The following is a 26,210-nucleotide window of genomic DNA, read 5'->3' on the forward strand; positions in this document are numbered from 1 at the left end:
ATTATTTTAGTGTTTCAGCAATCATTAAAGCGCATTTTTCGCCATCGATAGCAGCAGATATAATTCCGCCGGCATAACCTGCACCTTCTCCACACGGATACAAACCTTTTATTTGTAAATGTTCATATGTCAAAGGATCTCTTGGGATTCTAACCGGTGATGAAGTTCTGCTCTCCGGAGCATGCAAAATAGCTTCGTTAGTTAAATAACCTCGCATTGATTTTCCAAATTCCTTAAAACCTTCGCGCAAAATCTGCGATAAAAAACCGGGAAAAACCTGTCCCATTTCAACCGAAGTTGTTCCGGGAACATAAGATGTTTTTGGAATATCTGCTGAAACTTTATTTTGTGTAAAATCGATCATTCGCTGTGCCGGAACTTTTTGAGTTTCTCCAGCCAAATGCCACGCTTTTTGCTCTATACTTTTTTGAAATTCCATTCCGGCCAAAGCACCAAATTTTGCAAAAGGTTTAAAATCTTCCAATTTTAATTCAATTACAATTCCTGAATTTGCAGTTGCCTGATCTCTTTTTGAGGGCGACCAGCCGTTTGTAACTACTTCACCCGGACTTGTAGCACAAGGTGCTATTACACCACCAGGACACATACAGAAAGAATACATTCCGCGGCCGTTAACTTGTTTTACAATCGAATATGGTGCTGGTGGCAAATGTTCACCACGATAATCACAGCTGTATTGAATACTGTCGATTAATTCCTGTGAATGTTCTGCACGAACTCCTAATGCAAAAGGTTTTGCCTCGATGAATATTTTCTTTTTATCTAATAATTCAAAAATATCACGCGCCGAATGCCCTGTTGCTAATATCAATTTACTAGCAAGAATGGTATCTCCATTTTGAGTTACGATTCCTTCAACTTCATTATTTTTTACTAAAATATCAGTTACTCTGGTATCAAACAAAACCTGACCACCAAATTCGATTATCTTGTTTCGAATGTCTTCAATGATTTTTGGCAATTTATTTGTTCCGATGTGCGGATGGGCTTCTACCAAAATATCTTCAGAAGCTCCAAAAGCTACTAAAAGCTCTAAAATTCTGGTAACATCGCCACGTTTTTTAGAACGCGTATATAATTTTCCGTCAGAATAGGTTCCTGCTCCTCCTTCACCAAAACAGTAATTCGAATCTTCGTTTACCAAATGATCTACGTTGATTGCTTTTAAGTCACGACGGCGTCCGCGAACATCTTTTCCGCGTTCGATTACAATTGGCTTTAAGCCTAATTCTATCAATTGCAAAGCTGCAAAAAGTCCGGCTGGACCAGCACCAACAACAATCACTTCCTGCGCCGATGAAACGTCATTATATATAGGTAGCTCAATTTTGGTTTCCTGAAAAGGTTCGCCTTTTAAATATATAGTAACTTTCAAATTGATTTTTATTGCTTTTTGGCGCGCATCAATTGAACGTTTTAAAATGGTAATATGCTGAATTTCCTGTGGAGAAACTTTTATTTGTTTAGACAAATAGTCTTTCAGCAGCGATTCGTTTGCTGCAATATCGGGAGAAACTTGTAATAGAAGTTCTTTTGGCATTGTATATTATTTATCAATTAGCTTTTCTATTTATGAAAAGAACATGCAAAAATAACATTTTGAAATGAGATTACATCAATTGCAAATCTTATATATGACATCATTACATTCGTTTTGCTCAGGATAAACCTATGTCGAAATACAAATGCGGTTCTCGACTCCGCTCGAACTGACAATAGAATAACTTCAGAGTAAAATTTCAAAGTAACCTTTGTACCTTTGCAACTCTGAACCTTTGCACCTTTAAAAAAAATGTCTAGAAAAATAAAACTAATTTGGGATTTTCGTGGTCCTGCTTCGGCAAAAACAGCCGAACATCACGAAATTCATTTGAAAGAATATATCGCTATAGAAAAACTTCCGTTGAATATTACGGGGTTTAAAATCATAAACGACATGCAGGCAATTGCTTTTATGGTTGTCACCGATGAAAATATGATTCAGGTACGAGATGCTTTGAAACCGCATCGTGGGGAAGTCTTTGAAGGATAAATTACAATAAACCTGAAGTAAATTCCAATAAAAAAATTCCAAATTCCAAACTATCGCTAGAAATTGGAATTTGGAATTTATATTTTAGTATTTGTTTTTGTTTTGGAATTTGGGTTTTAAAAAATTGGAATTTATTTTTTAATTCGCAACCTCGCTAATAAACTTAATACGCATCAAACGTAATTCATCAATATCATAATCGCCATCGAATTCCTTAAGAGCGTCTTCTATTTTATCTGATTCTGATTCCATGAAATAATCGTGAATTTCTTCCTGCTGATCGTCATCAAGTAAATCGTCAACCCAATATTTAATATTTAATTTAGTACCGGCATAAACGATCTGCTCCATCTCTTTAATCAAAGCATCCATCGTAAGTCCTTTGGCAGAAGCAATATCATTCAAAGATAATTTCCTGTCAATGTTTTGAATAATATATAATTTATTGGCAGAATTTACTCCGGTAGATTTTACCACTAAATCGTCTGGACGAATGATGTCATTATCCTCAACATAACGATTAATAAGCGTTACGAAATCGCCACCATATTTTTTGGCTTTTCCTTCACCAACACCATGAATGTTGTACAATTCTGTTAAACTAATTGGGTATTTTAAAGCCATGTCTTCAAGAGAAGGATCCTGAAAAACGACAAACGGAGGAACTCCTAATTTTTTAGCAACCTTTTTGCGCAATTCACGCAACATTCCCATTAAGACTTCATCTGCAGTACCGGATGATTTTGATGCTGTTACGATTGCTTCATCTTCAGATTCGTTATATTCGTGATCTTCAGACATCATGAATGAAACCGGATTTTTAATATAATCTAATCCTTCCAGAGTAATTTTTATGATTCCGTACGTTTCAATATCTTTTGATAAATAACCGGTAACTAAAACTTGTCTTAGCAAAGCCATCCAGTATTTTTCGTCATGATCTGAACCTGAACCAAAAAACGGCTGTGTATCTGTTTTATGTGCTTTAATTACGGCATTTATACGACCTATTAAAGTAAAGACGATTTCTTTTGATTTGTAAATGTGTTTCGTATCGCGAACAATTTCCAGCAATTTAACAACCTGTTCTTTAGCTTCGATTTTATTTTTCGGATTACGAACATTGTCATCCATGTCTGCACCTTCGCCTGTTTCGCTGTCAAATTCTTCACCAAAATAATGCAATAAGAATTTTCGGCGTGACATTGAGGTTTCGGCGTAAGCCACAACTTCCTGCAAGAGAGCAAATCCAATTTCCTGTTCTGCAACCGGCTTTCCTGACATAAATTTCTCCAGCTTTTCTACATCCTTATAAGAGTAATAAGCCAAACAATGTCCTTCTCCTCCATCACGACCGGCACGACCGGTTTCCTGATAATAACTTTCGAGTGATTTTGGAATATCATGATGAATTACAAAACGAACGTCTGGTTTATCAATTCCCATTCCGAAAGCGATTGTTGCCACTACAACATCTACATCTTCCATCAAAAACATATCCTGATGTTTGGCTCGGGTTTTGGCATCTAAACCTGCATGATAAGGTACGGCACTAATTCCGTTAACTTGTAAAACTTCGGCAATTGACTCTACCTTTTTACGGCTAAGACAATATATAATTCCTGATTTTCCTTTGTGTTGTTTGATAAATCGAATAATATCCGATTCTATATTTTTAGTTTTTGTACGAACTTCGTAGTATAAATTTGGTCTGTTAAATGATGCTTTAAAAGTACTTGCATCAGACATATCCAGGTTTTTAAGAATATCTTCCTGAACTTTTGGGGTTGCAGTTGCGGTAAGTCCTATAATAGGAACCTGTCCCAATTGTTTAATAATGTTTTTCAGGTTTCTGTACTCCGGCCTAAAATCATGACCCCATTCTGAAATACAATGCGCTTCATCAATAGCAACAAATGAAATAGGCACGCTTTGTAAAAAAGCCACATATTCTTCTTTTGTTAAAGATTCGGGCGCGACATATAAAAGCTTTGTCAAACCAGATGTAATATCTTTTTTAACTTGTGCAATTTCTGTTTTGGTAAGAGAGGAATTTAAAACATGCGCTATTCCGTTTTCTGAAGAAAGGCTTCGAATGGCATCAACCTGATTTTTCATCAAAGCAATTAAAGGAGAAACAACAATAGCTGTTCCGTCCTGAATTAAAGCGGGTAATTGATAACAAAGAGACTTTCCACCGCCAGTTGGCATAATTACAAAAGTATTCTTTTTACCTAAGATACTCGTAATGACTTGCTCCTGCAAGCCTTTAAATTGGCTAAAGCCGAAATACTTCTTTAATTCCTTGTGTATTTCAATTTCGTTTGAATTCATTCTTTATATTAATGGATATTTTGTATAAATTTGCAACACATAAAGATACAACTTTCTTTTATACATACAAATTTTAAATATTCTGTTTTGATCACAAAAGAAAATATATTGGCAATCGCCAAAAAAACAATACTCTCTGAAAGTGAAGCAATTACAAAGCTAATTGATTTTCTTGACGAAAATTTCTTCGAAGCAACCCAACGCATTTACGAAACCAAAGGCAGATTGATCGTTACTGGTATCGGAAAAAGCGCAATTATCGCACAAAAAATGGTTGCTACTTTTAACTCAACCGGAACACCTTCTATGTTCCTTCATGCTTCAGAAGCCATTCATGGCGATTTGGGTATGATTCAGAAAGAAGACATTATTATTTGCATTTCAAAAAGCGGAAACAGCCCTGAAATAAAAGTTTTGGTTCCGTTATTGAAACGTTTTGGGAATATCTTAATTGCTATTACAGGAAATATAACTTCAGCATTGGCCAAAGGTTCTGATTATGTTTTAAACACAACAGTAGACATGGAAGCGTGCCCGATAAACCTGGCACCAACAAACAGCACAACCGCACAACTTGTTATGGGCGATGCTCTTGCAGTTTGTTTAATGGAAATGCGTGATTTTAAACCTGAAGATTTTGCCGTTTATCATCCGGGCGGAGCTTTAGGAAAAAAATTACTGCTTCGCGTAAAAGATATGATCGAACACTCGTTAAAACCAATGGTTACGCCAGATACCTCAGTTAAAAAAGTTATTTTTGAGATCTCTGAAAAAAGATTAGGTGTTACAGCAGTAATCGAAGACAATAAAATAATTGGAATTATCACTGACGGAGACATCCGAAGAATGCTAAATGACGTAGATACTATAGCTGACTTAACTGCAAAGGATATTATGTCAAAAAACCCTAAATTAGTATCATCTGAAACTATGGCTGTTGACGCCTTAAATATTTTGGAAGATTTTTCGATAACGCAGCTAATTGTTGCAGATAATGGTGAGTACAAAGGAGTACTACATTTACATGACATTTTAAAAGAAGGAATCGTATAATGGCAAAAAAGAACCTTGGCGAGATGTCATTTTTAGACCATCTTGAAGAACTAAGATGGTTATTAGTAAGAAGTACAATTGCAATATGTATTATGGCATTTGTTACTTATTTTATAAGTGATTATTTGTTTGACCAAATTATTTTAGGTCCAATCAGACCCACCTTTTTTACTTACGTCTGGTTTTGTGATCTATCTCATCAATTAGGTTTTGCTGATAGCATTTGTATTACCGAGCTAAATTTCATTATTCAAAATACGGAAATGGAAGGCCAGGTAAACATTTTTGTATGGATGTGTCTTTTGGCAGGTTTCATCTTGAGTTTTCCTTATATCCTATGGGAACTTTGGAAATTTATTAGCCCTGCACTTTATGAGAAAGAAAGAAAAAATGCTAAAGTATTTATTTTCACTTCTTCATTACTTTTTTTCTTAGGAGTATTGTTCGGGTATTATATCGTAATTCCGATGTCGGTAAATTTCGTTGCTACTTTTTCCATTAGTGATGTTGTAAAAAATCAATTTACCCTTGAATCTTACATGGGAATGGTAAAAACAAGTATTCTTGCCAGCGGATTGTTTTTTGAATTGCCTATTATCATTTATTTCCTAACTAAATTGGGACTTGTAACTCCTGTTTTTTTAAGAAAATATTGGAAATATGCAGTAATACTTATTTTAATTATTGCGGCAATCGTAACACCTCCCGATGTTGTAAGTCAAACTATTGTAGCAATTCCAATGTTGATTATTTACGAAGTGAGTATCCTGATTTCAAGAGTTGTTTATAAAAATAAATTAAAAGAAAATGTCTGATATCATACAAGAATTTAACGACTATCGTTCTAAAATGAACGAAAAATTACTAGCTGACAATAACAAAATTGTAAAGCGAATATTTAACCTTGACACTAACGCATACGCACCAGGCGCTCTTGATGTAAAAACAAAAGAGCTTTTAGGGTTGGTTGCTTCGGCTGTTTTACGTTGTGATGATTGTGTAAAATATCACTTAGAAACAAGCCATAAAGAAGGCGTTACGAAAGAAGAAATGATGGAAGCTATGGGAATCGCAACTTTGGTTGGAGGAACAATTGTAATTCCACATTTAAGAAGAGCTTACGAATTTTGGGAAGCTTTGGAAGAAGAAGCCGCAAATTAGAAAATGGGTCAATTAGATAATTAGATAATTGCTCAAATTGTAATTATCTGATTGTGAAAGCGCAATATTTTGTTAATTCATTTATCTGATTGATTATTTTACTTTTAATTTGTTTCTTCTAATCAATTTTAAAATTGAATGTGAGTTAGTTTTTCAATTATCTCATTTTCAAATTATCTAATTATCTAATTAAAATAATGAAGCTAAGAGCCGATAATTTAATCAAAACCTATAAAGGGCGCAGTGTTGTAAAAGGAATTTCTGTTGAAGTAAATCAGGGAGAAATCGTTGGGCTTTTGGGCCCGAATGGTGCCGGAAAAACAACTTCTTTTTATATGATTGTGGGATTGGTAAAACCAAATCAAGGAAACATTTACCTTGATGATTTGAATATTACTGATTATCCGATGTACAAACGTGCACAACAAGGAATTGGTTATCTGGCACAGGAAGCTTCTGTTTTTAGAAAACTAAGTATTGAAGATAACATTCTGAGTGTTTTGCAATTGACTAAACTTTCTAAAGAAGAACAAATTGCCAAAATGGAAAGCTTGATTGAAGAATTCAGCTTAGAACATATTCGCACCAACCGAGGTGATTTACTTTCGGGGGGAGAACGTCGTCGTACAGAAATTGCCCGTGCACTGGCAACAGATCCAAAATTTATTTTATTGGATGAACCTTTCGCCGGAGTTGACCCTGTTGCGGTTGAAGATATTCAGAGAATTGTAGCTCAGTTGAAAAATAAAAATATCGGAATTTTAATTACCGATCACAACGTTCAGGAAACTTTAGCCATTACCGATAAAACATACTTAATGTTTGAAGGTGGAATTTTGAAAGCCGGAGTTCCGGAAGAACTGGTTGAAGATGAAATGGTTCGCCGTGTTTATCTTGGACAAAACTTCGAACTTCGTAAAAAGAAACTTGAATTTTAATAAAAGTTATATGTGAATGGTAAAAAGTTAAATTTTAAGACTTTTTACCATTTTCTTTTACATCTTATATTAATTCTACATGAAATCAGAAGAACCAACTCAGGAAGACTACGACAATTGGCACAAAGACCCAAATAATTGGTATTTGGGATGCTTTTATTATAATCCGAAGGATAAACGATTACTTCCTCCAAAAAGAATTCAATGGATGGGGTACACTGTAAATTTTGCTAATCCTTATTCTGTTTTAATTTTAATAGCTGTATTGTCTTTAATTCCGATTGCCCTTTTATCAAAATAAGAGTTAAAACTGAAAACTGAGACTGAAAACCTACTCAACTGTTATAAACTGCAATTGTTCTAAATCACCATTGTAGATATTTACATCAACGCGATGGTTTATTCCGGGCAAAGATGCTTTCTCTGTAAATTGCCAAAAAAGCCAGTCGTCTTCAATTTTTTCTCTGTAGAAATTATAGTTTGCTATCCAAAATAAATATTCACCGAACTCTTCTTTTAAAAAATCGCTGTAATAGCGTTCGCCTGTATAGATTATGGGACGAACCTGATAATGTGCTTCTACTTTAGTCAGCCAGCGTTTTAAGCCTTTTTTCAAACTATCCAAAGATTGATTTTTTGGTAGTTTTTCGATATCTAAAACGGGAGGCAAATCACCTTTTTGCAATTTTACCGTTTTAATAAAAAGGTTTGCTTGTTCTATAGAATTTTCATTCGGACGATAATAGTGATAAGCACCACGCATGATCTTATTTTCTTTGGCTCCATCCCAATTTTGAATAAATTGCCTGTCTACCTTGTCGTTTCCTGCAGTTGCACGAATAAAAACAAAACTTACGGGATATTTTTCTTCTAAAATTTCAACTTCTTCCCAATCCACTTTTCCCTGAAATTCAGATACGTCAATACCAATCACTTTTCCTTTGTGATTTTCTAAAACCTGAATATTTCTAACATCAGAAAGGTGTTTATCTACCTCATCTTCTTCTAAAACTTTCCCTGATTTAAATCCAAGGTAAAAAGCTAATCCTGCACGATAATGATAAATCGTACCTAAAAAAATCAGCACTAAGCAAGAATAAAAAATAAAGCTAATGGCGCTGCCAAAAACAGATTTTTTAGGTTTTGCTTTAGAATAAGAATTTCTTCGTGTAGTGGTTTTTCTTGCCATTCGAATAAACTACTTTTTCAAAAACATATTATTCACTACCGATAACAGCACATAAAAAATGATGATTAACGGAATCGCGATATATTGAAGTAATACTACCAAAACCAAAGAAACTAATAAAAATACTATTTGAAGTGCATTATCTTTCAGATTGAACTTTTTAACTTTTAATGCAAACAACGGGATTTCTGCATTTAAAATATAAGCACTGCATAAAGTAATTACCAACAAAACCCATTGGTTCGTTAAAATCTCCAGCATCAGCAATGAATCTGAGAATTTTAAAACCAAAGGCAGGCTTAAAACAAAAAGTGCATTTGCAGGAGTTGGTAAACCAATAAACGAATCGGTTTGACGGGTATCTATATTGAAATTTGCCAATCGATAACAAGATCCCAATGTTACAATAAATCCTAAAAAAGGAATTGCAGGATTTGTTCCTAATTCATGTGCGCTGTTTGTAAACAAAGTGTACATTACATAACCCGGAGCAACTCCGCTGGTTACCATATCTGCCAAAGAATCTAACTGTAATCCAAGCGGACTTGAAACTTTAAATAATCTGGCAAAAAAACCATCAAAAAAATCAAAAAAGATTCCCAGACAAACCATGTAAAAAGCCATTTCGTAATTGGCTTCTGAAATGAAAACAACTGCGATACAACCACAAAACAGGTTAATTAATGTAATTAGGTTTGGAATGTGTTTTTTGATATTCATGTTTTATAAATTTGATTATGGTTAGCGCAAATTTCGCATAATATGTGACAAAATTTACATCATTAGTGTAAAAAAATTTAAATTAAATTAAAACGAACAATTTACTTGATTGCAATTTCATTTAAATTAATTTCCAAGAGTTTTTTATTTCAAAATTTCTCTTTTGCAATATTTATGAAAAGGAAGAAATTAGATGAGTAAAATATTATATTTTTGATGAAAATTAAAACAGACTTCGGTTTGCTAAAAAAAATCCGTTGAAGAAACTTTTTGGGCTTTTATTATTTTGGAGTTTTACACAATATGCACAAACTGTTCGAAAATATTCGAATGAGTTTATGAATATTGGTGTTGACGCCGCTGCATTAGGAATGTCGAGCGCTGTAGTTGCTTCTACAGAAGACGTAAATTCAGTTTATTGGAATCCAGCAGGTTTGACACATCTTGAAGATCATCAGATTTCATTAATGCACGCCAATTACTTTGCTAATATTGCACAATATGATTATATAGGATATGCAAGCCCGATTGATGAGAGAAGTGCCTGGGGAATTTCGATGATTCGTTTTGGTGTTGATGATATTATGGACACAACCGAATTGATCGACAGTCAGGGAAATATTGATTATAACAGAATTAGCTTATTTTCAACCGCTGATTATGGTTTTACTTTTTCATACGCAAGAAAATTGCCCGTTGAAGGTTTTCAATATGGCGTAAATGCAAAAATAATTCGACGTGTTATTGGAAAATTTGCCAATTCATGGGGATTTGGTTTTGATTTTGGTTTGCAGTTTGAAAAAAACGATTGGAAATTTGGTTTAATGCTTCGTGATATTACAACGACTTATAATGTTTGGAATATTGATGAAGAAGAATACGAAAAAATTGCGAATGCAATTCCGGGACAAAATACTGAACTCCCTGAAAGCACTGAAATTACCTTACCAAAAGCACAATTAGGGGTTTCAAAAAAGATAGAATTTCATAATGATTACAGTCTTTTGGTTGCTACAAATTTGAATATGCGTTTTGAACAAACAAACGATATTATCTCATCAAAAGTAGTAAGCATTGATCCGGCTGTAGGTTTTGAATTTGGATATACTGAGCTTGTTTTTTTAAGAGCCGGAGCGGGAAATTTCCAAAATGTTACACAATTGGATAATACTGAAAAAATAAATTTCCAGCCCAATATTGGTTTGGGATTCAAATACAAAGGCATTCAGGTTGATTATGCCCTGACTGATTTAGGAAACCAAAGTACTGCTTTGTATTCAAATATTTTTTCTTTGAAAGTAGATTTAGGTATCTTTAGATAAAAATTAAAAACCATCAAACTTCTTAAAATTTTTAATCATGAAAAAAGTCAATTTTAAAACACTTTTTAATTTATTAGTATTACTAAGTTTCAGTATTGGTTTTGGCCAAAGTGTTCCTCTATCAAAAGATGCAAAAATTAGCATTCTTACTTGTGGTTTAGGAAATGAAACCTATTCCTATTTCGGACATACGGCGATTAGGGTTTCTGATCCGGCAAATAATCTTGATGTTGTTTATAATTATGGTGCTTTTGATTTTAGAACTCCAAATTTTGTTGCAAAATTCACCAAGGGAGATTTACAATACTTTGTAATCACACACTCTTTCTCTGAATTTATGGAGGAATATAATATTGAAAAAAGAAGTGTTTTTGAGCAGGAATTGCTTATTTCGCAGGATTTAAAACAAAAGCTTTTTGATAAATTAAATGCCACTTTACTTTCTGAAGATCGCTATTACACCTATAAATTTATTGATAAAAATTGTACTTCGATGGTTGTTGATATTATCAATAACACTTTGAATGAAAATGTAATTGTGAAAAAAGGCGACACAGACATTACTTACAGATCTATTTTATACCCTTATTTTGATGGTCATTTTTACGAAAAATTAGGCACAAGCATTATTTTCGGAACAAAAGTAGACCAATTGGGGACGAGAATATTTTTGCCATTTGAATTAAAGAACAGTTTAGAAAAAGTAAGTTTTCAAAATAAACCTTTGGCTGCCAAAAGCAAAACACTTCTCTTTTTCGAAAAAGAAACGCCGGCTTCATGGTGGAACAATATTTATTCTTACCTCATCATTTTGGCTTTTATAGTTTTAGCACACAACAAAATTGTAGACAAAATTTATCTTTTAGTTTTATCTTTAATCGGAATCTTTTTTGTTTGTGTTGGTTTCTATTCTTTCCACCTGGAATTATCAATGAACTACAATGTGCTTCTATTTAGTCCGCTATTGCTTATTTTGATTTTTCTCTCCATTGCAAAAAACAAAAAATGGACATATCGATTTGCAGTTTTACATTTGATTTTCTTAGTAATCTACAGCATCTTTATGATCAATAAAGCTCATTTTATAATTGTTTTACCAATGATAATTACAAGTGGTTTTGTTTTGGTAAGAGTAGCAATACGAAACAAAAAACGTATTCCTATCATTATCTAATTATTGCCCGCGATAAAAAACAATTGTTGTAATTGTCTTGAAGGTGATACTTAAATCCAGAAATATACTTCGGTGTTTGATATAGTATAAATCATATTGTAATTTTATCAAACTCTCTTCTATCGATTCTCCATAAGAGTAATTTACCTGTGCCCAGCCTGTAAGTCCTGGCTTTATGACATGTCTTGTTTCGTAAAACGGCATTATCTGTGCAATTTCAGTAACAAAAAACGGGCGCTCGGGTCTTGGCCCAATTACTGCCATATCGCCTCTTAAAACATTAAAAAACTGTGGTAATTCGTCAATTCTCGATTTACGCATAAACTTGCCAAATGGTGTAATACGTTTATCTGAAGCTGTTGCAAAAACGGCACCGTTTGCTTCAGAGTTTTCGACCATCGTTCTAAATTTGTAGATTTTAAAAACATCACCATTTTTACCTACTCTCTCTTGTGTGTAAAATAACTTTCCTTTGTTTCCTAAAAGATTTGCAAAAGATATAAAGGGTATCAAAACCATGCATATCAACAAACCTACAGACGAGAAAAAGAACTCAAGCACTCGCGCCAGCAACAGATACAATTTATTATTATTGCTACGGCTAAAAGGGAAAAAACGGTAAAAATCTCTGGCAATATACTGTACCGGGATACGCTGTGTTTTGCTTTCGTACACTTGCGTATACTCCCGAATAATATTTCCTGATTGCAGCAAATGGAGTAATTGCTGGTATAAATCGGCTGTAATTCCGTCTGTTTTTTGAGAAGCAATGACAATCTCGGCAACATTATGGTTGATTACAAAATCTTCCAGATTTTCCTTTTTAATTTCTTTTACGTAATGAAAATCTAAATCTTTTTCACAAACAGAATCTGAATTTACAAAACCAATTATTTTATAATGCGGATCAACATTTTCGAGTCCTAAAACCAGTTCTTCAACCTGGTTCTTATCACATATCAAAACTACATTTTGAACAAAACGATGAGAAGCCAGAAAAAAAACATATATGTATCTCCATGCTAATAAGGCAAACAAAACAGCAAAATAAAATATTACAATTGCAATTCTGCTTTTGGGTAATTCCGGAGATAAAACTGGTGTTAACAGATAAACTGACACAGTAGTTGTTGCGGTAAAAACAGTACTTTTAAGAATTTGAAACTGATTACTTGCAACCTGCAGGTTATACATCTCGAAAATGGAACCGAAAATGTATATATAGGATATTAGAACAATCTCCCTGTAATAATTTGTAATTGAAAATTGGAAATACTGAAAATCAAAAAGCAGATTTAAGAGATATAGCGTAAACAGGACAAAAAAAGCATCGAAAGCATGTAGCAACACTTTTCTTTCCGATATCTCGAAATGAATTTTATTTTTTGTAAACATTGGTTTATTTGGTTTTGGTTTGGGGCTAAAACGTAGAACAAATGTATTATAAAAAAAAGAATATAAACTACCTAATTTTCAGGTTTTTCAGGAATCTTCACTTTGACCGATAATAATGTCAAAGCATAAACGAAAGCTGGGGCTGCCGTACGCATGGCAGCGTGGTTTATAGTAAGAAGCCAAAAAACATAAAAGGAAAGAAAATATAAATGCTGTTTGTTATCGAAGTAAAGAATAAATGGTGTAACAAATAATATAAAAAGCCCCATAACACCAAATAAACCATGCTCACTTAACATACGTGAAATTTCATTATGAGAGGCAGCTTCCATACCAAAAGATTCCTCTCGCGCCTGTTTTCCCATACCTGCGCCTACCCCAAGAACAGGATTATCTACAAAAAGTTTCAATTCTGTATCTATGATTTCTTCTCTTCCACCAAGACGATCTTTTTTGGTTCGTCCTTTGGCATCTTTATTTGCGTAACGTTTCTCTATCAACCCGCCAGTTTGCAAATAACTGTAGGTCCAGAGTCCAATTCCCATTAAAATCGTTACGATGAAGACTGTTGTAAATTTACTTTTGCCTCTTGGACTTGAAAAATAGTACAATAAGAACAATAAACACATAATCATAACAACCGCAGTAATTACACCACCTCTCGAAAAAGTAACTATGGCTCTAAAGCTAATTAACAGTAACAAAGCCCCATTTAAAAACATTAGTTTTTTTGATTTTGAAAATAAAAGCAGCTGTGCAAAAAAGATAAATATTCCTAATCCCAAAACTGTAGAAACCTGATTAGGACCAAATCCCCCAGAAGTTGCAAAATTAGATTGTGTTCCCGTCACTACATCTTTCACACTTGGGTTGTATAGAAATAAGTAAATTGCAGTTGTAAATATTGGAAACCCCATTGCCATAACTATATTTTGCAGATCTGAAAACAAAACATTTCGTTTAAACATATAAACAGCACAAATGGCTAAGCAAACAGGGCCAGATAAATTAAAAACCAATGCTTTTCTGATGTCTGTATTAAAATTAGCTACTGCGACTGCCATCAATATACCTGGAATTAAGAGTATTAAAAAAAACCAAAAGACAAAGGCCTTTGTTGAAAAATTACTATAAATCATTCCCAAAAGCATGAAACCAATAATATTAAATTTAATAAATTCATTATTAAAATTTCCTCCTGTCATTCGCAAAAAAACCTCCACTCCAACCATATAGGCTGCTACTAAAAGAACTTCATTGTTTTTATTCTGCTTTTTGACAACAATTAAAAAACCAATTACGGGTACTACAATGGCATAAATTTTTGACAAAAAAGGAAGTACAAAAACTGCTAAAGCAATTAATGCATGGATCAAAATTATATAACCATATGATAATGAGGTTTTTTTCATCTATTTTTAAATACTATATTAAATCTCAAAATTAGTCAAAGAATGCAACCATAAAACATAATCTTTAAGAATTACTTCCTGACTGTAATTTAAAAGTATTTTTTTTTTAAAATTCAATCCCATATCTATTCGATAACTTTCATTATGTATCAATTTTTGAATAAAATCTGCAAATTGGTTCAAATCGTTGGATTCTGCAATTAATCCTTCTTTTTCATTACTAATTACCTTTGAAATTTCGCCAACATTTGTTGCAACAACTGGTAATTTATGTAATCCATATTCTAAAACAGCTAATGGAAGCCCTTCTGATAATGATGCTAAAACACCAATCTGGCATTGTTTTAATGCCGAACTTACATTATTTGTTGTTCCGTAAAAATAAACGGTATTTTCAAGTTTTAAATCAATAATTTTTTTCTTTAAATCCTCAGAATAGGCATCTTTAAAATCTTTCCCAAATAAATGAAAACTCCAGTCAGGAAATTTATCTTTAAATAAATTCGCAGTATCTACTATTAAATTATGATTTTTTTGGGGACGTAAATTGGCTACACAAATAATTCTTTTTCCTTCAATTCCTTTTAAAACCAACTCTTCGTTTGAACTAAAAGAGTCTTCAATAAAATTTGGAAAATAAATAACATTAGAACATGATAAACTATTTATTGCCCATTCTTTTAAAGCTGAATTCACAGAAATAATACCCAAAAAAAAGAATGATCCCAACTTTAAACCTGTTTTTTTTCTGGAAGACAAATCCTGGGAAATGCCATAGTGATCGTGCCAAATAATTTTTATTTTGGGATAGGTTAATTTTACTAAAACAGCCGTAAAAAAAGAAGAACTATGTGCCTGAATAACATCAATCTTATTCTTTTTAATATAACTTCTTAAACGAAAAACAGACTGAAAATCAATAGCTTTTTTCTTTTCTAAAAACAAGTAAGAAACCTTCGAATCGATTTGACTTCTTAATGTTCCTTCTTTTCTTGTGGCTATTAAACCTGAAAAAGATATTTTTTTAGCTAAAGCATTTGCGTAATTTACCGCCATTCTTTCAGCTCCGCCAGCTTCAAGGGAATCTATAATTTGTACAATTCTCATTTTCCTAAAAGCTTTTTAATTTCAGATTCGAAAACATCAGTTGTATATTTTTGCGACCATGCTGTAGCTGATTTACTTTTATTAAAAAATGCTACCTCATTTGCCAGTATTTCTTCCATATAAGCCACATCTTTATCCAGATCCATGTCTAACAAAACACCTCTGTTTCCATTATCAAGCATAAAGGGAACGCATGAAACTTTTGTGGCAACAGGAACACATCCCCAAAACATAGCTTCGGCAACAGCTTTTGGCCAGCCTTCACTCTTAGAAGGCAATAGTACAAAATGACTCTTTTGATAAGCCTTTTTTATTGTTTCCTTATCCTGATTACCATGCAGGATGATATTTTTTTCGAGTTTGTTTTCCTGAATATATTGTTCTAAAACACTTCTTTCAATTCCTTCTCCGTACAAATTCAAAATCAGGTTTTGTCTTTTTTTAATTAGTTGCTCCACTAATTTTATAGTATACATTGGATTTTTACCGGCAACTAAACTTCCAACAAAAACAAATTCTATAGTTTCCTCAAATGCTATTTTTTGAAAAGTCTCTTTCTCAGATTCTGAATATGTCGCGGTAAAAAAGGGCTTTATGTTTTTGGATTGGTTTTCCCAATTACCATAAACCAAAACCTGCATGTTTCGAGTTAGAAAAGTGTTGCTCAAAATCCATTTTTGCAGTTTGTATGTCCAGGGCTGCTTACTTTTTGGATCCCAATTTCCGGCATATTTAGCCGTTTTTATTTTATTTGGGAAAAATATTTGCGCAATACACCCCACTAAACCAATATTTCCCGGACAACGCAAATGAATATGATCTGCATCTTTCATTGCTCCGAATATTCTCCAAAAAATTACCGGTAATTTAAAAATTGAAATTAAATTATTTTTTAAACTGGTAAAACTAAAACTTGGAACGCTGACAAAATCAATTTTTTGATGCTTGTATGCTATATCAATTACTGTTGGAGTTTTTTTTATTAATGACCCAACAATTTTTACTTCATCAACGTATTTTAGCCAGATATTCATTTCAGAAATATAAGGTCCATAGCCCAAATACTGATTGTTGTCCTGAATATGTATGACGTGTGTTATTATTACAAATTTCATTTTTATATCTTTTCTAACAATCTTGTAATAACTTTTTCCGGAGCCAAATATTTATCAAAATATTCCCTGCTTTCAAGTTCTAACTTTCTTTTTAAATCAACATCTGTTGTTAATTTATTAATTGCTTCTTTTATATCATCACTATTATTCACATAAAGTACGTGCTTATTAGCTAGCAATTCTGCCGGTAATTTATTGTAATGATGTGTTGTAATTATTGCTTTCCCTAAGGCTAGAAATTCGGCCAATTTCCAACCGTGACATGAAAGTACGGCAGGTGTATTAAACACAAATGCAGACTTTTTAATTTTTTGAAGGTAAATTTTTAAAGAAATACGTTGGGAGTAAACTAAATCATCTAATCCTAAATTATTTCCATCTTTTCGAGCCGCAAATCCGCCTTCAAAAGATACTTTTGTATTGTCTTTGCAGGATTTTATAAACAATGCACGATTATTATTTGTTTCAGGTTCTTGTTTCCAAATACTATTCATAAAAAAAACATAATTATCTGAAGACGAATCATTTTTATATTTTTTTAAAGTAAATCTTTTATACTGCCTCCAATAATTGGCAATAAAACCACGCTTATAGGGAATTGAATCTCTAAACCTGCTAAAATTTAAAATTAAATAATAAATTGTTTCTACGAAATTCCAAATTTTAATACCAAAGCTTGGACCAATTGCTATAACTTTATCCTTGTTGATACTCTCTAAATTTTCTATATTATAGTTTACCTTGCCGTAAACAGAGCACCAATCCAAAGCTTTTTCATCAATTTGAGATGAATCTCTGGAATCTATTATTACGTTTTTAAAAGCCCCATTACCATCTTCAATTATAAAAGCAAAAGTTCCCTGCGTGAATCGTGGAAACTTTGAAACGCTATATTCTACTTTTCCAAATACTTCGCTTAAACCTTTAATATAGTATCCGTCATAAAAAACATCACACAGGCCGTAAATATAAACTTTAGGTTTCATTTCGTAAATTTTGGTTTATTAAACAGCAAACTCCACCAGCCAACGATTCTGCCCATTGCTTCTGTAAACGCTTCTTTTTTCTTTGTTTCTGTAATTACATTACTCAATCTAATGACAGTTAATAATATTATAATGGCATTCCATTTAAAACGATCATTAAAACCGGGTGTTGGATTTTTTATTCTCCAAACATACCAGCCGTTTCTTACTACCATTATACCATATTTATATTTATTTGGTCTTCCTGATTCGGCATGAAAATGTGACAAATGTGCTTTTGTATTAATTACATTTTTACCAAATTGCAAAGCTCTTAAACTAAAATCTGCATCTTCGTATAAACCGTAACCTTCAAAAAATCTTGAAAAATTAATCTTATCAAAAACACTTTTCCTGAAAGACATCGACATGCCAATCAGCAAATCTACTTCATACGTTTTTCCTGTCATTGGAAACCCACATGTTCTGCCATGTGAATAATCCGGCATTTTTCCGGGTCCTAAATTTGAGGCAAGGCCAAGATAATTTCTCATTACATTACGCAGGCCTTCTTTATAATAGTAACCTTCAAACAAATAAAATTTGTTTTTATTATATAAAATATTTTGTTCCTGAGGTTTCCATTTATATTCATTAATAGCAACTCCACCAACTCCTGAAACATCCTTATTTATTTGAAATGTTTTTATAATTTCCTCAAAATAATCCGATTCTAAAACAGTATCATCGTCTAAAAAACAAACAATTTCTGAGTCATTTGCCACTTTAGAAATTCCGAAATTTCGTTGTTTTGTAAGCCCTCTGTGCGCATCAGAAACTAAGAAATATTTAAGATTCTGAAATTCTTTATTATTTAAAGCCTTTTGTGTTTCTCCATTTACAGAACCATCAACAATTACTATTTCATCAGGATAAAGTGTTTGATTTTGAACCGAATGCAATAAATTAAGCAACGACTCTGGACGCATATATGTGCAAATAATTAACGAAAATTTCATTTTTTATTATTTAATTCATTAGCCCAATATACACTTTGTTTCCACTGTTTATTGAAAGTAGAGAAGTATAAAAATGGATTTTTAATGGCTTGCGCTTTATAAAACTTAAAAAACAATACTGTTCTATATCCATTAATTTGCTGCTTACTCAGATTTAATATTTTGTACAACATCACTGTTGGAGATGGCTTAGGCTGAATTGCATCTTTTTGCCAGGCTAAAACCGGTTTTGTTCTAAAACCTCCCATAGGAGCTTTAAGATGAAGAATTTCCGGATTTGGCGCATAAAGGATATCAAAACCTGAGTTTCTTAGCTGCATTCCAAAATCAGTATCTTCACCATATCCAAATTCAAAACCAATGTTATAAAATATGTCTTTTATATTTTTTGATTTTACAATGCTGCAACCGGAACCAAAATTTGGCCATTGAAATTTTTGCCCTATTTTTTTATTCTGAGGATATCCCGGAGCATAACACCCAAATGTAACCTGTTCTGCTCCAAAATTTTCTATAAAGGAAAAGCAAAGTTCTAAAAAGTTTTTTTCCAGTCGAATATCATCATCTGCCATAAAAACCCACTCATTTTTTATTTCGGCTATAGCCAAATTCCTTGCATTACAAGCGCCAGGCTGATGTGTGAAAATGTGTTTTATAGAAAATGGCCACGATTGACTGGTAAGATAATCGAGTTCTGATACACTTTCTGGTTCTGGGTTTTGCTCGACAATTATAATGTTTTTTGGTAAATGTGTTTGCAAAGACAAATCTGTCAATACATCTTTGAGGTATTTTTTCCTCCCAATGGTCGGTATTATAACATCTATATTTCCATTCTCAATTACTTTTCTGGCAGATTGTATCTTAATATCATTCAGGAAATTTTCATTTATTTTTATTCTGGAATAAAAGAAACTAAAAATAAGCGGCAGGAACTTTATTTTTTTCTCGTACAACAAAAAATTCAGGAAAAGCAAAAAAATCCAACTTGTTTTATAATGTTGTTTTACAAATCTAAATAATAGAAATGTACTATTTTTTTGTTTCTGAATTATCTCTGAAAAAGCTATCAGTAAATCAGGCTCAGAATAACACAATAAGCCTTTTGGCATTAGTAGTTTTGCTATTGAATGCAAGAAATAATCAAAATCTTTGATTGCATCAAAATTACCTTGTAATGCTGTTAAAACTGAAGTGTGAATACCACCAACGCAACTGCTCATTTGCCAGGTTGGATATGCTACTTTTTTATTGACTTTTATAAACGGTGATTCTTCAACATAACCAATCGCTCCCGGTAAATACGAATTTTGAAAAGGATTATAAGACGCCATTATTTTTGAATGGTGAAATATATCCTGAATCTTAGAAAAATTCAGATTTGATTTAAAATCGATATGACACCAAATTAGTAAGTCGTCCGGATATTGAGAAGCAATCTCCAAAAGTGTTTTAACAATACTTGCCTGAGAAAAAGGAATACTTTTCCCTTCACGTTCTATTGCTACAACTTTATTATATTGATGATAAATAACAATCATTAGTGCTTTTTGTTTTGATCGATTATTTTTTCATAAAAAGCTATATTCTCAAGCACTACCTTATTAATATCAAATTTGGTTTCGACTCTTGTTAAGGCTTGCTGACCAATTTTTAAACAATATGCATCATCTTTTAGCAGCTGGATAATTCTTTCGGCGTATAAATTATGATTTTCCGGATGCACTAAAAAACCACTTTCTTCATCAATAATAAGTTCCTGCGCCCAGCCAATATTGCTATTCACAACGGCTTTTTGCATCGCCATTGATTCTATAGTAACCATTCCTAAAGTTTCTGCAAAAGTTGGAAAAACACAAATATTTGCTTTTCTAATATGGTTTTGAACTTCGTTATATGGAATTTTACCTAAATAACTTACATGCTCTAAATCATCAGCTTTAAACTGACTTTGCATTAATTGCCATGTAGAATCTGAGTTTGTTTTTATATCAGAAGCATCGCTGCCAATTAATACCAATTTAGCTTCCGGAAATTCTTTTCGCACTTTATTAAAAATTTCGGGTAATTCTAAAACTCCTTTTTTTCTAATTAATGTGCCTACATAGAGAATAATTCCTTTTTCATAAATTAAAGGAGAATCATTGGTGAATTTTTTTAATTCTAATCCGTAATGAATCGTTTTTATCTCTTTGTTTTTTATTTTAAATAGTTCTTTTGATACTTCACCGGCAAAGCTAGTTGGGGCAATAAAAGCTTTTGCTCCATTTATGGCTAATTTTTCAAACCAGAAATTTTTAGGCTTTTGTTTTCTGTTTTCGAGATGGCAAAAGTAAGCATCACTTCCGTGAAAACGAATTACAAGCGGAATCTTAAAATTCATAAAAGCAGTAATTCCTGTCCAATCCGGAGCTTCAATAATATTGATATTCTTTTCCTGAATTTTATTATTGATAAACTTTTCTATCTTTTTTCTGTTAAAATAAAATTTAAGCAATTTCACTTTACTATCAGTAAGACTATAAATCGTTACATTATTTTCTTCCAGAACAAACTCGTTTTTTTGTCCGTATACAAAAACAGAAACCCGAACATCGCTCATTCTAAGTTTTTCAACTAAGTTGTAAACGCTGGTTCCTAATCCGCCATCGTGGCCAAAAGCTTTATGAGGATAATGAGATACAATGTATGCGACATGTAGCTTTGCTGCCATATTATTTTATTGAAAGTATTTTTTTAATAGTTCTTTTTAATTCTATTTCTTTTCTTTTCGCTAACTTTTTAAAACTATAACCATACGCTCCGATTGCACAAAATTGTCCTGCTGAAAAATGCAATATTGATTCTTTTGGTTCAAAAAATGCATTGCTATTTCTTTTTAAATAAATGTCGGGATTTTGAGTTTTTGAGTTTTCTTTGGTTTTCGAAAATGAAAAAATAGTCGAAAACAAACCGAAATCTTTTTGTAAAAGAAAATCTTTATAGTTTAATGGCTTAGAAACTTTAAAAGATCTAACTATATTATTGACAACTAAAGTATTTGAATCTTCTTTCAATTTTAAATAAGACGAATAAATTACTAAAGGAGGTAAAAAATAATCTTTCTTTAAAACATAAGTGTTTTTGGAGGATTCAGTTTCACTCTGGTTTAGATTCATTTCCACATCAAAATAAGTCGAAATATATGCTGCAACTTCTTGGCTATTTTTTTTGCTTTTTATATCAAAAACGACATCTTCAAGTTTAATTCTCTCTTCTGTATGATTGTATTTTATCCATCTTTCCGGGAAATAATCTTTATCATTAAGTTCCTGACTTTTTGCGCCATCAAAATTCTTTAATGGTCTTATTACTTTGGAGTCTTCTTTTTCCCCCAGCCAGGCTGTCCACCACGAAAAAGTAGAATTACTTATTATAAAATCATCGCACAATGAACCCAGGCAAAGCTGCTCTATACCATTTAAATCTTCTCCAAAAAAGACATTTTCTAAAAAAGAAAAATGAAATTTACAATATTTAATATCGTCACTTAAAATGATCAAATTGCAAGACTGCCAATTTGGAAAAAATTGCGCTAAACTATTTAAATAGTAATTAATTGGCAATTGAAAATAATCCGGATGATTTACGAAATCGCCTCTTCTTATTGAAAGAAGAATGGTTCGTTTCGTAAAAGCACTTTCGTATTTTTTTTTAATATGATTAGTTAACGAATCAGAGAACTCAAAATGATGTTTGGTTAATCCTTTGTCAAAATATTTTTCAGTTTGAAGCCAACCGGAAAGATTATAATCTCCATCTCTTATATCCCATTCATGAAAATTATATTCCTTCTCTTCAGCATTTATAAAGTTTGAAAAGTCGGATGTTAAAAGTGGTAATTTATTTTTAAAATACTGCTGATATTTCCAATCTAAAAAAGCATATTGCTGTTTATTTGCAACACTCAAACCAATAGTAGATGCAATTTGAAAAAGCTGATTTCCCAAATTTCCTTTCTTTCCTATTTTAGAGTATGTTATCATCTTAAAAAGATCTTTTTACTTACGTTATTTATTAAAAAAATCTTTTAGAATTCTGGCTGTAAAGATTTTGGCTCCCTCATCACTCATGTGGCCACAAGAAGAAAAATATTTATCATCCGTTACTGCATTTTCATAATTATGAATTTCAGGATATGCTTTTTTTACTTTATCAAAATAATCCATCCCTTTAACATTCTCGCACATAGGAGTCATTACAGCAATCAGATTAATGTTATTAGCTTTACATATACTTTTAATTTCTTCGTAAGATTTATTGTGAGGCAAAGGATTTAATTTGACAATATTGTTTTTCATATTACCATTTTTATTTTTTTGCAACGGATAAAAACCAAGATTTTCTAAAGCGTTAGTTTTTTTATGAATGAGCGTAAAAAACACCTCTCTAAAACCTATTTTAGAATCGTATTTTATATATCTGTAAAATGGCAGATAATACATTTCATTAAAGCTTTCTTCATCTTTAAAATGATCTCTTATTACAGTTGAATTATGAATGTAAGGCAAAAACTTTGATGAAATTGGTTTAGACCTATGACCAATTGCAAGATTAAGATCTGCTTCAACAATAACATTTTTAATTTTCCATTTTCTTTCGACCATTAATTTTAACATCAGAGAAGCTTCAAATAAATGCGCGGCGCTCATTCCATAATTAAACGTTTTTAGGCCTTTATCCTGAAACATTTGTGGTATAAAATGATTATTTGCTCTTGATGAACCTAAAATAACCACATCATAGTTTTCAGCCTTTGAATTAAAAACGGTTTCAATTTTTCCACGATCCTTAGATCGCATAAAAATTGCTGTATAAATTCCGTCTAATACAACTGAAATCAAAATTGTAATAAGAATTATTTTACCTGTAAAAATTAAAAACCGTTTCATAAATTACTATTTATTAAAAAAATCTTTTAAAATTCTGGCAGTAAACATTCTGGCTCCTGTATCATTCATGTGTCCGCAAGACGAAAAATATTTATTCTCGACTACTGCATTTTCATAATTATGGATTTCAGGATATGCTTTTTTTACCTTTTCAAAATAATTCATGCCCTTTACGTTTTCACACATTGGCGTCATTAAAACAATCAGGTTTATGTTATTTGCTTTGCAGATACTTTTAATTTCTTCATAGTATTTGTTATGCGGCAAGGGATTTAATTTGACAATATTATTTTTCATATTACCATTCTCAACTCCATCCAGAGGATTATATCCCAAATTATTTAAATGAATTGTTTTTTTATGAATTGCATTAAAAAACATTTCTCTAAATCCTATTCTTATTTCATATTTAATATATCTGTAAAATGGAATATAATACAATTCATTAAAATGTTCTTGTGTTTGAAAATGCTCTTTAATAACATTTGAATTATGAATATAAGGCAAAAATCTTGAAGCGATTCCTTCAGATTGATCACTGCCGGAAAGATTTAAATCAGCTTCAAGAATAACATTCTTAATTTGATATTTTCTTTCTATCATCAGTTTTAGCATTAGAGCGGTTTCAAATAAATGTGAACCGCTCATGCCGTAATTAAAGGTTTTTAATCCTTTTTCTTCAAACATTGGAGCTACAAAATGATTGTTTGCTCTTGATGAACCCAAAATCACTACATCATATTTCCTTCCTTCTGAATTATAAATCTGATCTATCTTTCCCCGGTTTTTACATTGTATGAACATTGCACTATAAAGTCCGTCTAAAACAATAGCCAGTAAGATTGTTACAAGAATAATCTTGGCTATATAAATTAAAAAATTCTTCATTAGAATTGAAAATATATGAATTCTTTATAATCTGAATAAGTTCCGAATGCAAGTATTGCCGCAATAGCAAGGCTCAATTTCAGTAAACTTTTTTTACCCGAAAGAGGTTCGACTTTGTTACGATTATTCCATTCAACCAAAACAAAAACGCCAATTAATAGTAATAATTCATAATTATAACGTTCATTTTCCAGGTATTGAGAACCAAAATGCCTGTCTGTAATAATACGTTTTAAATATAAAAAAGCATCAGTGATTGTGTTAGCTCTAAAAAATATCCAGGCGATACAGGTTAATAAAAATGTGTACAAAATGCTCATTATTACTTTTGCAGAATCAAAATTCCACTTCAATACAATGGCATCCATATTGTTTCTATTACTATTTGACAACAGTAAAGGCAAAAAGTAAACTGCGTTTATAAAACCCCATACAACATATGTCCAATTGGCTCCATGCCAAAATCCGGACACCACAAAAATGATAAAGGTATTTCTGATTTTCATCCAAAGTCCTCCTTTACTTCCTCCTAAAGGAATATATAAATAATCGCGAAACCAGGATGAAAGTGAAATATGCCAGCGTCTCCAAAACTCGGCAATATCTCTTGAGAAATAAGGATAATTGAAGTTTCGCAATAAGTCTAAACCAAAGAGTTTTGAAACTCCTAACGCAATATCCGAGTAACCTGAAAAATCGCCATAAATCTGGAATGCAAAATAGATGGCTCCCATAATTAATGAAAACGAGTTCATTGATGTATAATGATCAAAAATGGCATTGGCATAAGTTGCACAAGTATCTGCAATGACCACTTTTTTTACTAATCCCCATATAATTTGATAAACTCCTTCTTTTGCCGTTTCAAAATTAAATTCTCTTTTAACTTTTACCTGTGGCAATAAATGGGTTGCTCTCTCAATTGGTCCGGCAACTAAAAGTGGAAAGTAACTTACAAATAAGGAATAATCGACAAAGTTATATTCTGCTTTTATTCGTTTGTAATAAATATCAATGACGTATGATAAACCGTGAAATGTATAAAATGAAATTCCGACAGGAAGAATCACATTTAATAAAATTGGGCTCGCTTTTATTCCTGCTGAATTTAATAAATCAGAGAAAGAAGAGGTGAAAAAGTTATAGTATTTAAATATTCCTAAGAATCCTAAATTGACTATAATACTAAGCCAAAACCAAAATTTCCTGTTTTTTTCAGATTTACCTTTTTCAATCTGGATTCCGGTATAATAATCCAGAAACGTAGAGAAAACTAATAGAAACAGAAATCTCCAATCCCAACAAGAATAAAAATAATAACTCGCTATAATTAGTAAAGCGTTTTGAGTGCTTTTTGTTTTATTAAAAACGAACCAATACAGAAAAAATACAATTGGCAGAAAAATAGCAAATGCTATAGAATTAAAAAACATA

At 32.0% G+C, this 26,210-nt stretch carries 24 protein-coding genes; 8 read left to right on the forward strand and 16 right to left on the reverse strand.

Features of this window, described 5'->3' with window-relative positions:
* Position 1: 1 nt before the first annotated feature.
* Positions 2-1,561 (reverse strand): NAD(P)/FAD-dependent oxidoreductase, encoded by a 1,560-nt coding sequence (locus tag AC4FQ3_RS14600; protein ID WP_491182303.1) that lies wholly within the window; start codon positions 1,559-1,561, stop codon positions 2-4.
* A 252-nt stretch (positions 1,562-1,813) separates the two neighbouring features.
* Here AC4FQ3_RS14600 and AC4FQ3_RS14605 point away from each other — a divergent pair, with 252 nt between their 5' ends.
* Positions 1,814-2,053, forward strand: a complete 240-nt coding sequence (locus tag AC4FQ3_RS14605; protein WP_042565953.1) for a hypothetical protein — start codon at positions 1,814-1,816, stop codon at positions 2,051-2,053.
* A gap of 138 nt (positions 2,054-2,191) precedes the next feature.
* Here the strand turns inward: AC4FQ3_RS14605 and recQ are convergent, their stop codons facing one another.
* A complete protein-coding gene (recQ, locus tag AC4FQ3_RS14610; RefSeq protein ID WP_491182304.1) occupies positions 2,192-4,387 on the reverse strand; it encodes a DNA helicase RecQ in 2,196 nt (731 codons plus the stop codon).
* Positions 4,388-4,474: 87 nt separating this feature from the next.
* Here recQ and AC4FQ3_RS14615 point away from each other — a divergent pair, with 87 nt between their 5' ends.
* From AC4FQ3_RS14615 to AC4FQ3_RS14635, 5 genes are all read left to right on the forward strand, one after another.
* Entirely contained in the window at positions 4,475-5,440 is a 966-nt protein-coding gene (locus AC4FQ3_RS14615) for a KpsF/GutQ family sugar-phosphate isomerase (RefSeq protein ID WP_302093490.1), read from the forward strand.
* Positions 5,440-6,255: a twin-arginine translocase subunit TatC gene (gene tatC, locus AC4FQ3_RS14620; RefSeq protein ID WP_042565950.1), complete on the forward strand. Its 816-nt coding sequence runs from the start codon at positions 5,440-5,442 to the stop codon at positions 6,253-6,255. The genes AC4FQ3_RS14615 and tatC overlap by 1 nt, the downstream gene beginning before the upstream one ends.
* The gene (locus tag AC4FQ3_RS14625; protein ID WP_007803834.1) at positions 6,248-6,601 is read left to right on the forward strand and encodes a carboxymuconolactone decarboxylase family protein; all 354 of its coding nucleotides are present in this window, start codon (positions 6,248-6,250) and stop codon (positions 6,599-6,601) included. The genes tatC and AC4FQ3_RS14625 overlap by 8 nt, the downstream gene beginning before the upstream one ends.
* A gap of 197 nt (positions 6,602-6,798) precedes the next feature.
* Positions 6,799-7,539 (forward strand): LPS export ABC transporter ATP-binding protein, encoded by a 741-nt coding sequence (gene lptB / locus AC4FQ3_RS14630; protein ID WP_029272155.1) that lies wholly within the window; start codon positions 6,799-6,801, stop codon positions 7,537-7,539.
* A gap of 79 nt (positions 7,540-7,618) precedes the next feature.
* On the forward strand, positions 7,619-7,840 hold the full coding sequence (locus AC4FQ3_RS14635) for a DUF5808 domain-containing protein (RefSeq protein WP_491182305.1): 222 nt from the start codon (positions 7,619-7,621) through the stop codon (positions 7,838-7,840).
* A 30-nt stretch (positions 7,841-7,870) separates the two neighbouring features.
* Here the strand turns inward: AC4FQ3_RS14635 and AC4FQ3_RS14640 are convergent, their stop codons facing one another.
* Positions 7,871-8,728, reverse strand: a complete 858-nt coding sequence (locus AC4FQ3_RS14640; RefSeq protein WP_491182306.1) for a glycoside hydrolase family 25 protein — start codon at positions 8,726-8,728, stop codon at positions 7,871-7,873.
* A 9-nt stretch (positions 8,729-8,737) separates the two neighbouring features.
* Positions 8,738-9,448 carry a CDP-alcohol phosphatidyltransferase family protein gene (locus tag AC4FQ3_RS14645; protein ID WP_491182307.1) on the reverse strand — a complete coding sequence of 237 codons (711 nt, stop codon included), beginning with the start codon at positions 9,446-9,448 and terminating at the stop codon, positions 8,738-8,740.
* A gap of 257 nt (positions 9,449-9,705) precedes the next feature.
* On the opposite strand from AC4FQ3_RS14645, the gene AC4FQ3_RS14650 reads away from it, so the two are divergent.
* Positions 9,706-10,770, forward strand: a complete 1,065-nt coding sequence (locus tag AC4FQ3_RS14650; protein WP_491182308.1) for a putative type IX sorting system protein PorV2 — start codon at positions 9,706-9,708, stop codon at positions 10,768-10,770.
* Between the two features lie 37 nt (positions 10,771-10,807).
* A complete protein-coding gene (locus AC4FQ3_RS14655; protein WP_491182309.1) occupies positions 10,808-11,944 on the forward strand; it encodes a lipoprotein N-acyltransferase Lnb domain-containing protein in 1,137 nt (378 codons plus the stop codon).
* On the opposite strand, the gene AC4FQ3_RS14660 is transcribed toward AC4FQ3_RS14655, so the two are convergent.
* The 12 genes from AC4FQ3_RS14660 to AC4FQ3_RS14715 all read right to left on the reverse strand — a co-directional run bounded on the left by AC4FQ3_RS14660 (position 11,945) and on the right by AC4FQ3_RS14715 (position 26,209).
* Positions 11,945-13,339 carry an exopolysaccharide biosynthesis polyprenyl glycosylphosphotransferase gene (locus tag AC4FQ3_RS14660; RefSeq protein ID WP_073395989.1) on the reverse strand — a complete coding sequence of 465 codons (1,395 nt, stop codon included), beginning with the start codon at positions 13,337-13,339 and terminating at the stop codon, positions 11,945-11,947. It lies immediately after the preceding gene.
* 71 nt (positions 13,340-13,410) lie between these two features.
* On the reverse strand, positions 13,411-14,751 hold the full coding sequence (locus AC4FQ3_RS14665) for an O-antigen ligase family protein (protein ID WP_491182310.1): 1,341 nt from the start codon (positions 14,749-14,751) through the stop codon (positions 13,411-13,413).
* An 18-nt stretch (positions 14,752-14,769) separates the two neighbouring features.
* Positions 14,770-15,858: a glycosyltransferase gene (locus tag AC4FQ3_RS14670; RefSeq protein WP_491182311.1), complete on the reverse strand. Its 1,089-nt coding sequence runs from the start codon at positions 15,856-15,858 to the stop codon at positions 14,770-14,772.
* The gene (locus tag AC4FQ3_RS14675; RefSeq protein ID WP_491182312.1) at positions 15,855-16,973 is read right to left on the reverse strand and encodes a glycosyltransferase family 4 protein; all 1,119 of its coding nucleotides are present in this window, start codon (positions 16,971-16,973) and stop codon (positions 15,855-15,857) included. Before AC4FQ3_RS14675 ends, AC4FQ3_RS14670 begins: the two co-directional genes overlap by 4 nt.
* A gap of 2 nt (positions 16,974-16,975) precedes the next feature.
* Positions 16,976-17,959 carry a glycosyltransferase gene (locus tag AC4FQ3_RS14680; RefSeq protein ID WP_491182313.1) on the reverse strand — a complete coding sequence of 328 codons (984 nt, stop codon included), beginning with the start codon at positions 17,957-17,959 and terminating at the stop codon, positions 16,976-16,978.
* The gene (locus AC4FQ3_RS14685) at positions 17,956-18,957 is read right to left on the reverse strand and encodes a glycosyltransferase family 2 protein (RefSeq protein WP_491182314.1); all 1,002 of its coding nucleotides are present in this window, start codon (positions 18,955-18,957) and stop codon (positions 17,956-17,958) included. The genes AC4FQ3_RS14680 and AC4FQ3_RS14685 overlap by 4 nt, the downstream gene beginning before the upstream one ends.
* Positions 18,954-20,498: a glycosyltransferase family 2 protein gene (locus AC4FQ3_RS14690; protein WP_491182315.1), complete on the reverse strand. Its 1,545-nt coding sequence runs from the start codon at positions 20,496-20,498 to the stop codon at positions 18,954-18,956. Before AC4FQ3_RS14690 ends, AC4FQ3_RS14685 begins: the two co-directional genes overlap by 4 nt.
* A complete protein-coding gene (locus tag AC4FQ3_RS14695; protein ID WP_491182316.1) occupies positions 20,498-21,670 on the reverse strand; it encodes a glycosyltransferase family 4 protein in 1,173 nt (390 codons plus the stop codon). The genes AC4FQ3_RS14690 and AC4FQ3_RS14695 overlap by 1 nt, the downstream gene beginning before the upstream one ends.
* A 1-nt stretch (position 21,671) precedes the next feature.
* Positions 21,672-22,982: an alpha-1,2-fucosyltransferase gene (locus tag AC4FQ3_RS14700; RefSeq protein ID WP_491182317.1), complete on the reverse strand. Its 1,311-nt coding sequence runs from the start codon at positions 22,980-22,982 to the stop codon at positions 21,672-21,674.
* Between the two features lie 24 nt (positions 22,983-23,006).
* Complete coding sequence (locus AC4FQ3_RS14705) at positions 23,007-23,888, reverse strand: hypothetical protein (protein ID WP_491182318.1); 882 nt, start codon at positions 23,886-23,888, stop codon at positions 23,007-23,009.
* A 6-nt stretch (positions 23,889-23,894) separates the two neighbouring features.
* On the reverse strand, positions 23,895-24,776 hold the full coding sequence (locus AC4FQ3_RS14710; protein WP_491182319.1) for a hypothetical protein: 882 nt from the start codon (positions 24,774-24,776) through the stop codon (positions 23,895-23,897).
* Positions 24,776-26,209, reverse strand: a complete 1,434-nt coding sequence (locus AC4FQ3_RS14715; protein ID WP_491182320.1) for an MBOAT family O-acyltransferase — start codon at positions 26,207-26,209, stop codon at positions 24,776-24,778. Before AC4FQ3_RS14715 ends, AC4FQ3_RS14710 begins: the two co-directional genes overlap by 1 nt.
* Position 26,210: the final 1 nt, after the last annotated feature.

The organism is Flavobacterium sp. AK-345, assembly GCF_058310175.1.

Excerpts from the sequence above, each read along its gene's own strand:
- AC4FQ3_RS14600 (WP_491182303.1), bottom strand. The coding sequence starts at position 1,561 with ATGCCAAAAGAACTTCTATTACAAGTTTCTCCCGATATTGCAGCAAAC.
- AC4FQ3_RS14605 (WP_042565953.1), top strand. The coding sequence starts at position 1,814 with ATGTCTAGAAAAATAAAACTAATTTGGGATTTTCGTGGTCCTGCTTCG.
- recQ (WP_491182304.1), bottom strand. The coding sequence starts at position 4,387 with ATGAATTCAAACGAAATTGAAATACACAAGGAATTAAAGAAGTATTTC.
- tatC (WP_042565950.1), top strand. The coding sequence starts at position 5,440 with ATGGCAAAAAAGAACCTTGGCGAGATGTCATTTTTAGACCATCTTGAA.
- AC4FQ3_RS14625 (WP_007803834.1), top strand. The coding sequence starts at position 6,248 with ATGTCTGATATCATACAAGAATTTAACGACTATCGTTCTAAAATGAAC.
- lptB (WP_029272155.1), top strand. The coding sequence starts at position 6,799 with ATGAAGCTAAGAGCCGATAATTTAATCAAAACCTATAAAGGGCGCAGT.
- AC4FQ3_RS14635 (WP_491182305.1), top strand. The coding sequence starts at position 7,619 with ATGAAATCAGAAGAACCAACTCAGGAAGACTACGACAATTGGCACAAA.
- AC4FQ3_RS14640 (WP_491182306.1), bottom strand. The coding sequence starts at position 8,728 with ATGGCAAGAAAAACCACTACACGAAGAAATTCTTATTCTAAAGCAAAA.
- AC4FQ3_RS14645 (WP_491182307.1), bottom strand. The coding sequence starts at position 9,448 with ATGAATATCAAAAAACACATTCCAAACCTAATTACATTAATTAACCTG.
- AC4FQ3_RS14655 (WP_491182309.1), top strand. The coding sequence starts at position 10,808 with ATGAAAAAAGTCAATTTTAAAACACTTTTTAATTTATTAGTATTACTA.
- AC4FQ3_RS14660 (WP_073395989.1), bottom strand. The coding sequence starts at position 13,339 with ATGTTTACAAAAAATAAAATTCATTTCGAGATATCGGAAAGAAAAGTG.
- AC4FQ3_RS14665 (WP_491182310.1), bottom strand. The coding sequence starts at position 14,751 with ATGAAAAAAACCTCATTATCATATGGTTATATAATTTTGATCCATGCA.
- AC4FQ3_RS14670 (WP_491182311.1), bottom strand. The coding sequence starts at position 15,858 with ATGAGAATTGTACAAATTATAGATTCCCTTGAAGCTGGCGGAGCTGAA.
- AC4FQ3_RS14675 (WP_491182312.1), bottom strand. The coding sequence starts at position 16,973 with ATGAAATTTGTAATAATAACACACGTCATACATATTCAGGACAACAAT.
- AC4FQ3_RS14680 (WP_491182313.1), bottom strand. The coding sequence starts at position 17,959 with ATGAAACCTAAAGTTTATATTTACGGCCTGTGTGATGTTTTTTATGAC.
- AC4FQ3_RS14685 (WP_491182314.1), bottom strand. The coding sequence starts at position 18,957 with ATGAAATTTTCGTTAATTATTTGCACATATATGCGTCCAGAGTCGTTG.
- AC4FQ3_RS14690 (WP_491182315.1), bottom strand. The coding sequence starts at position 20,498 with ATGATTGTTATTTATCATCAATATAATAAAGTTGTAGCAATAGAACGT.
- AC4FQ3_RS14695 (WP_491182316.1), bottom strand. The coding sequence starts at position 21,670 with ATGGCAGCAAAGCTACATGTCGCATACATTGTATCTCATTATCCTCAT.
- AC4FQ3_RS14700 (WP_491182317.1), bottom strand. The coding sequence starts at position 22,982 with ATGATAACATACTCTAAAATAGGAAAGAAAGGAAATTTGGGAAATCAG.
- AC4FQ3_RS14705 (WP_491182318.1), bottom strand. The coding sequence starts at position 23,888 with ATGAAACGGTTTTTAATTTTTACAGGTAAAATAATTCTTATTACAATT.
- AC4FQ3_RS14710 (WP_491182319.1), bottom strand. The coding sequence starts at position 24,776 with ATGAAGAATTTTTTAATTTATATAGCCAAGATTATTCTTGTAACAATC.
- AC4FQ3_RS14715 (WP_491182320.1), bottom strand. The coding sequence starts at position 26,209 with ATGTTTTTTAATTCTATAGCATTTGCTATTTTTCTGCCAATTGTATTT.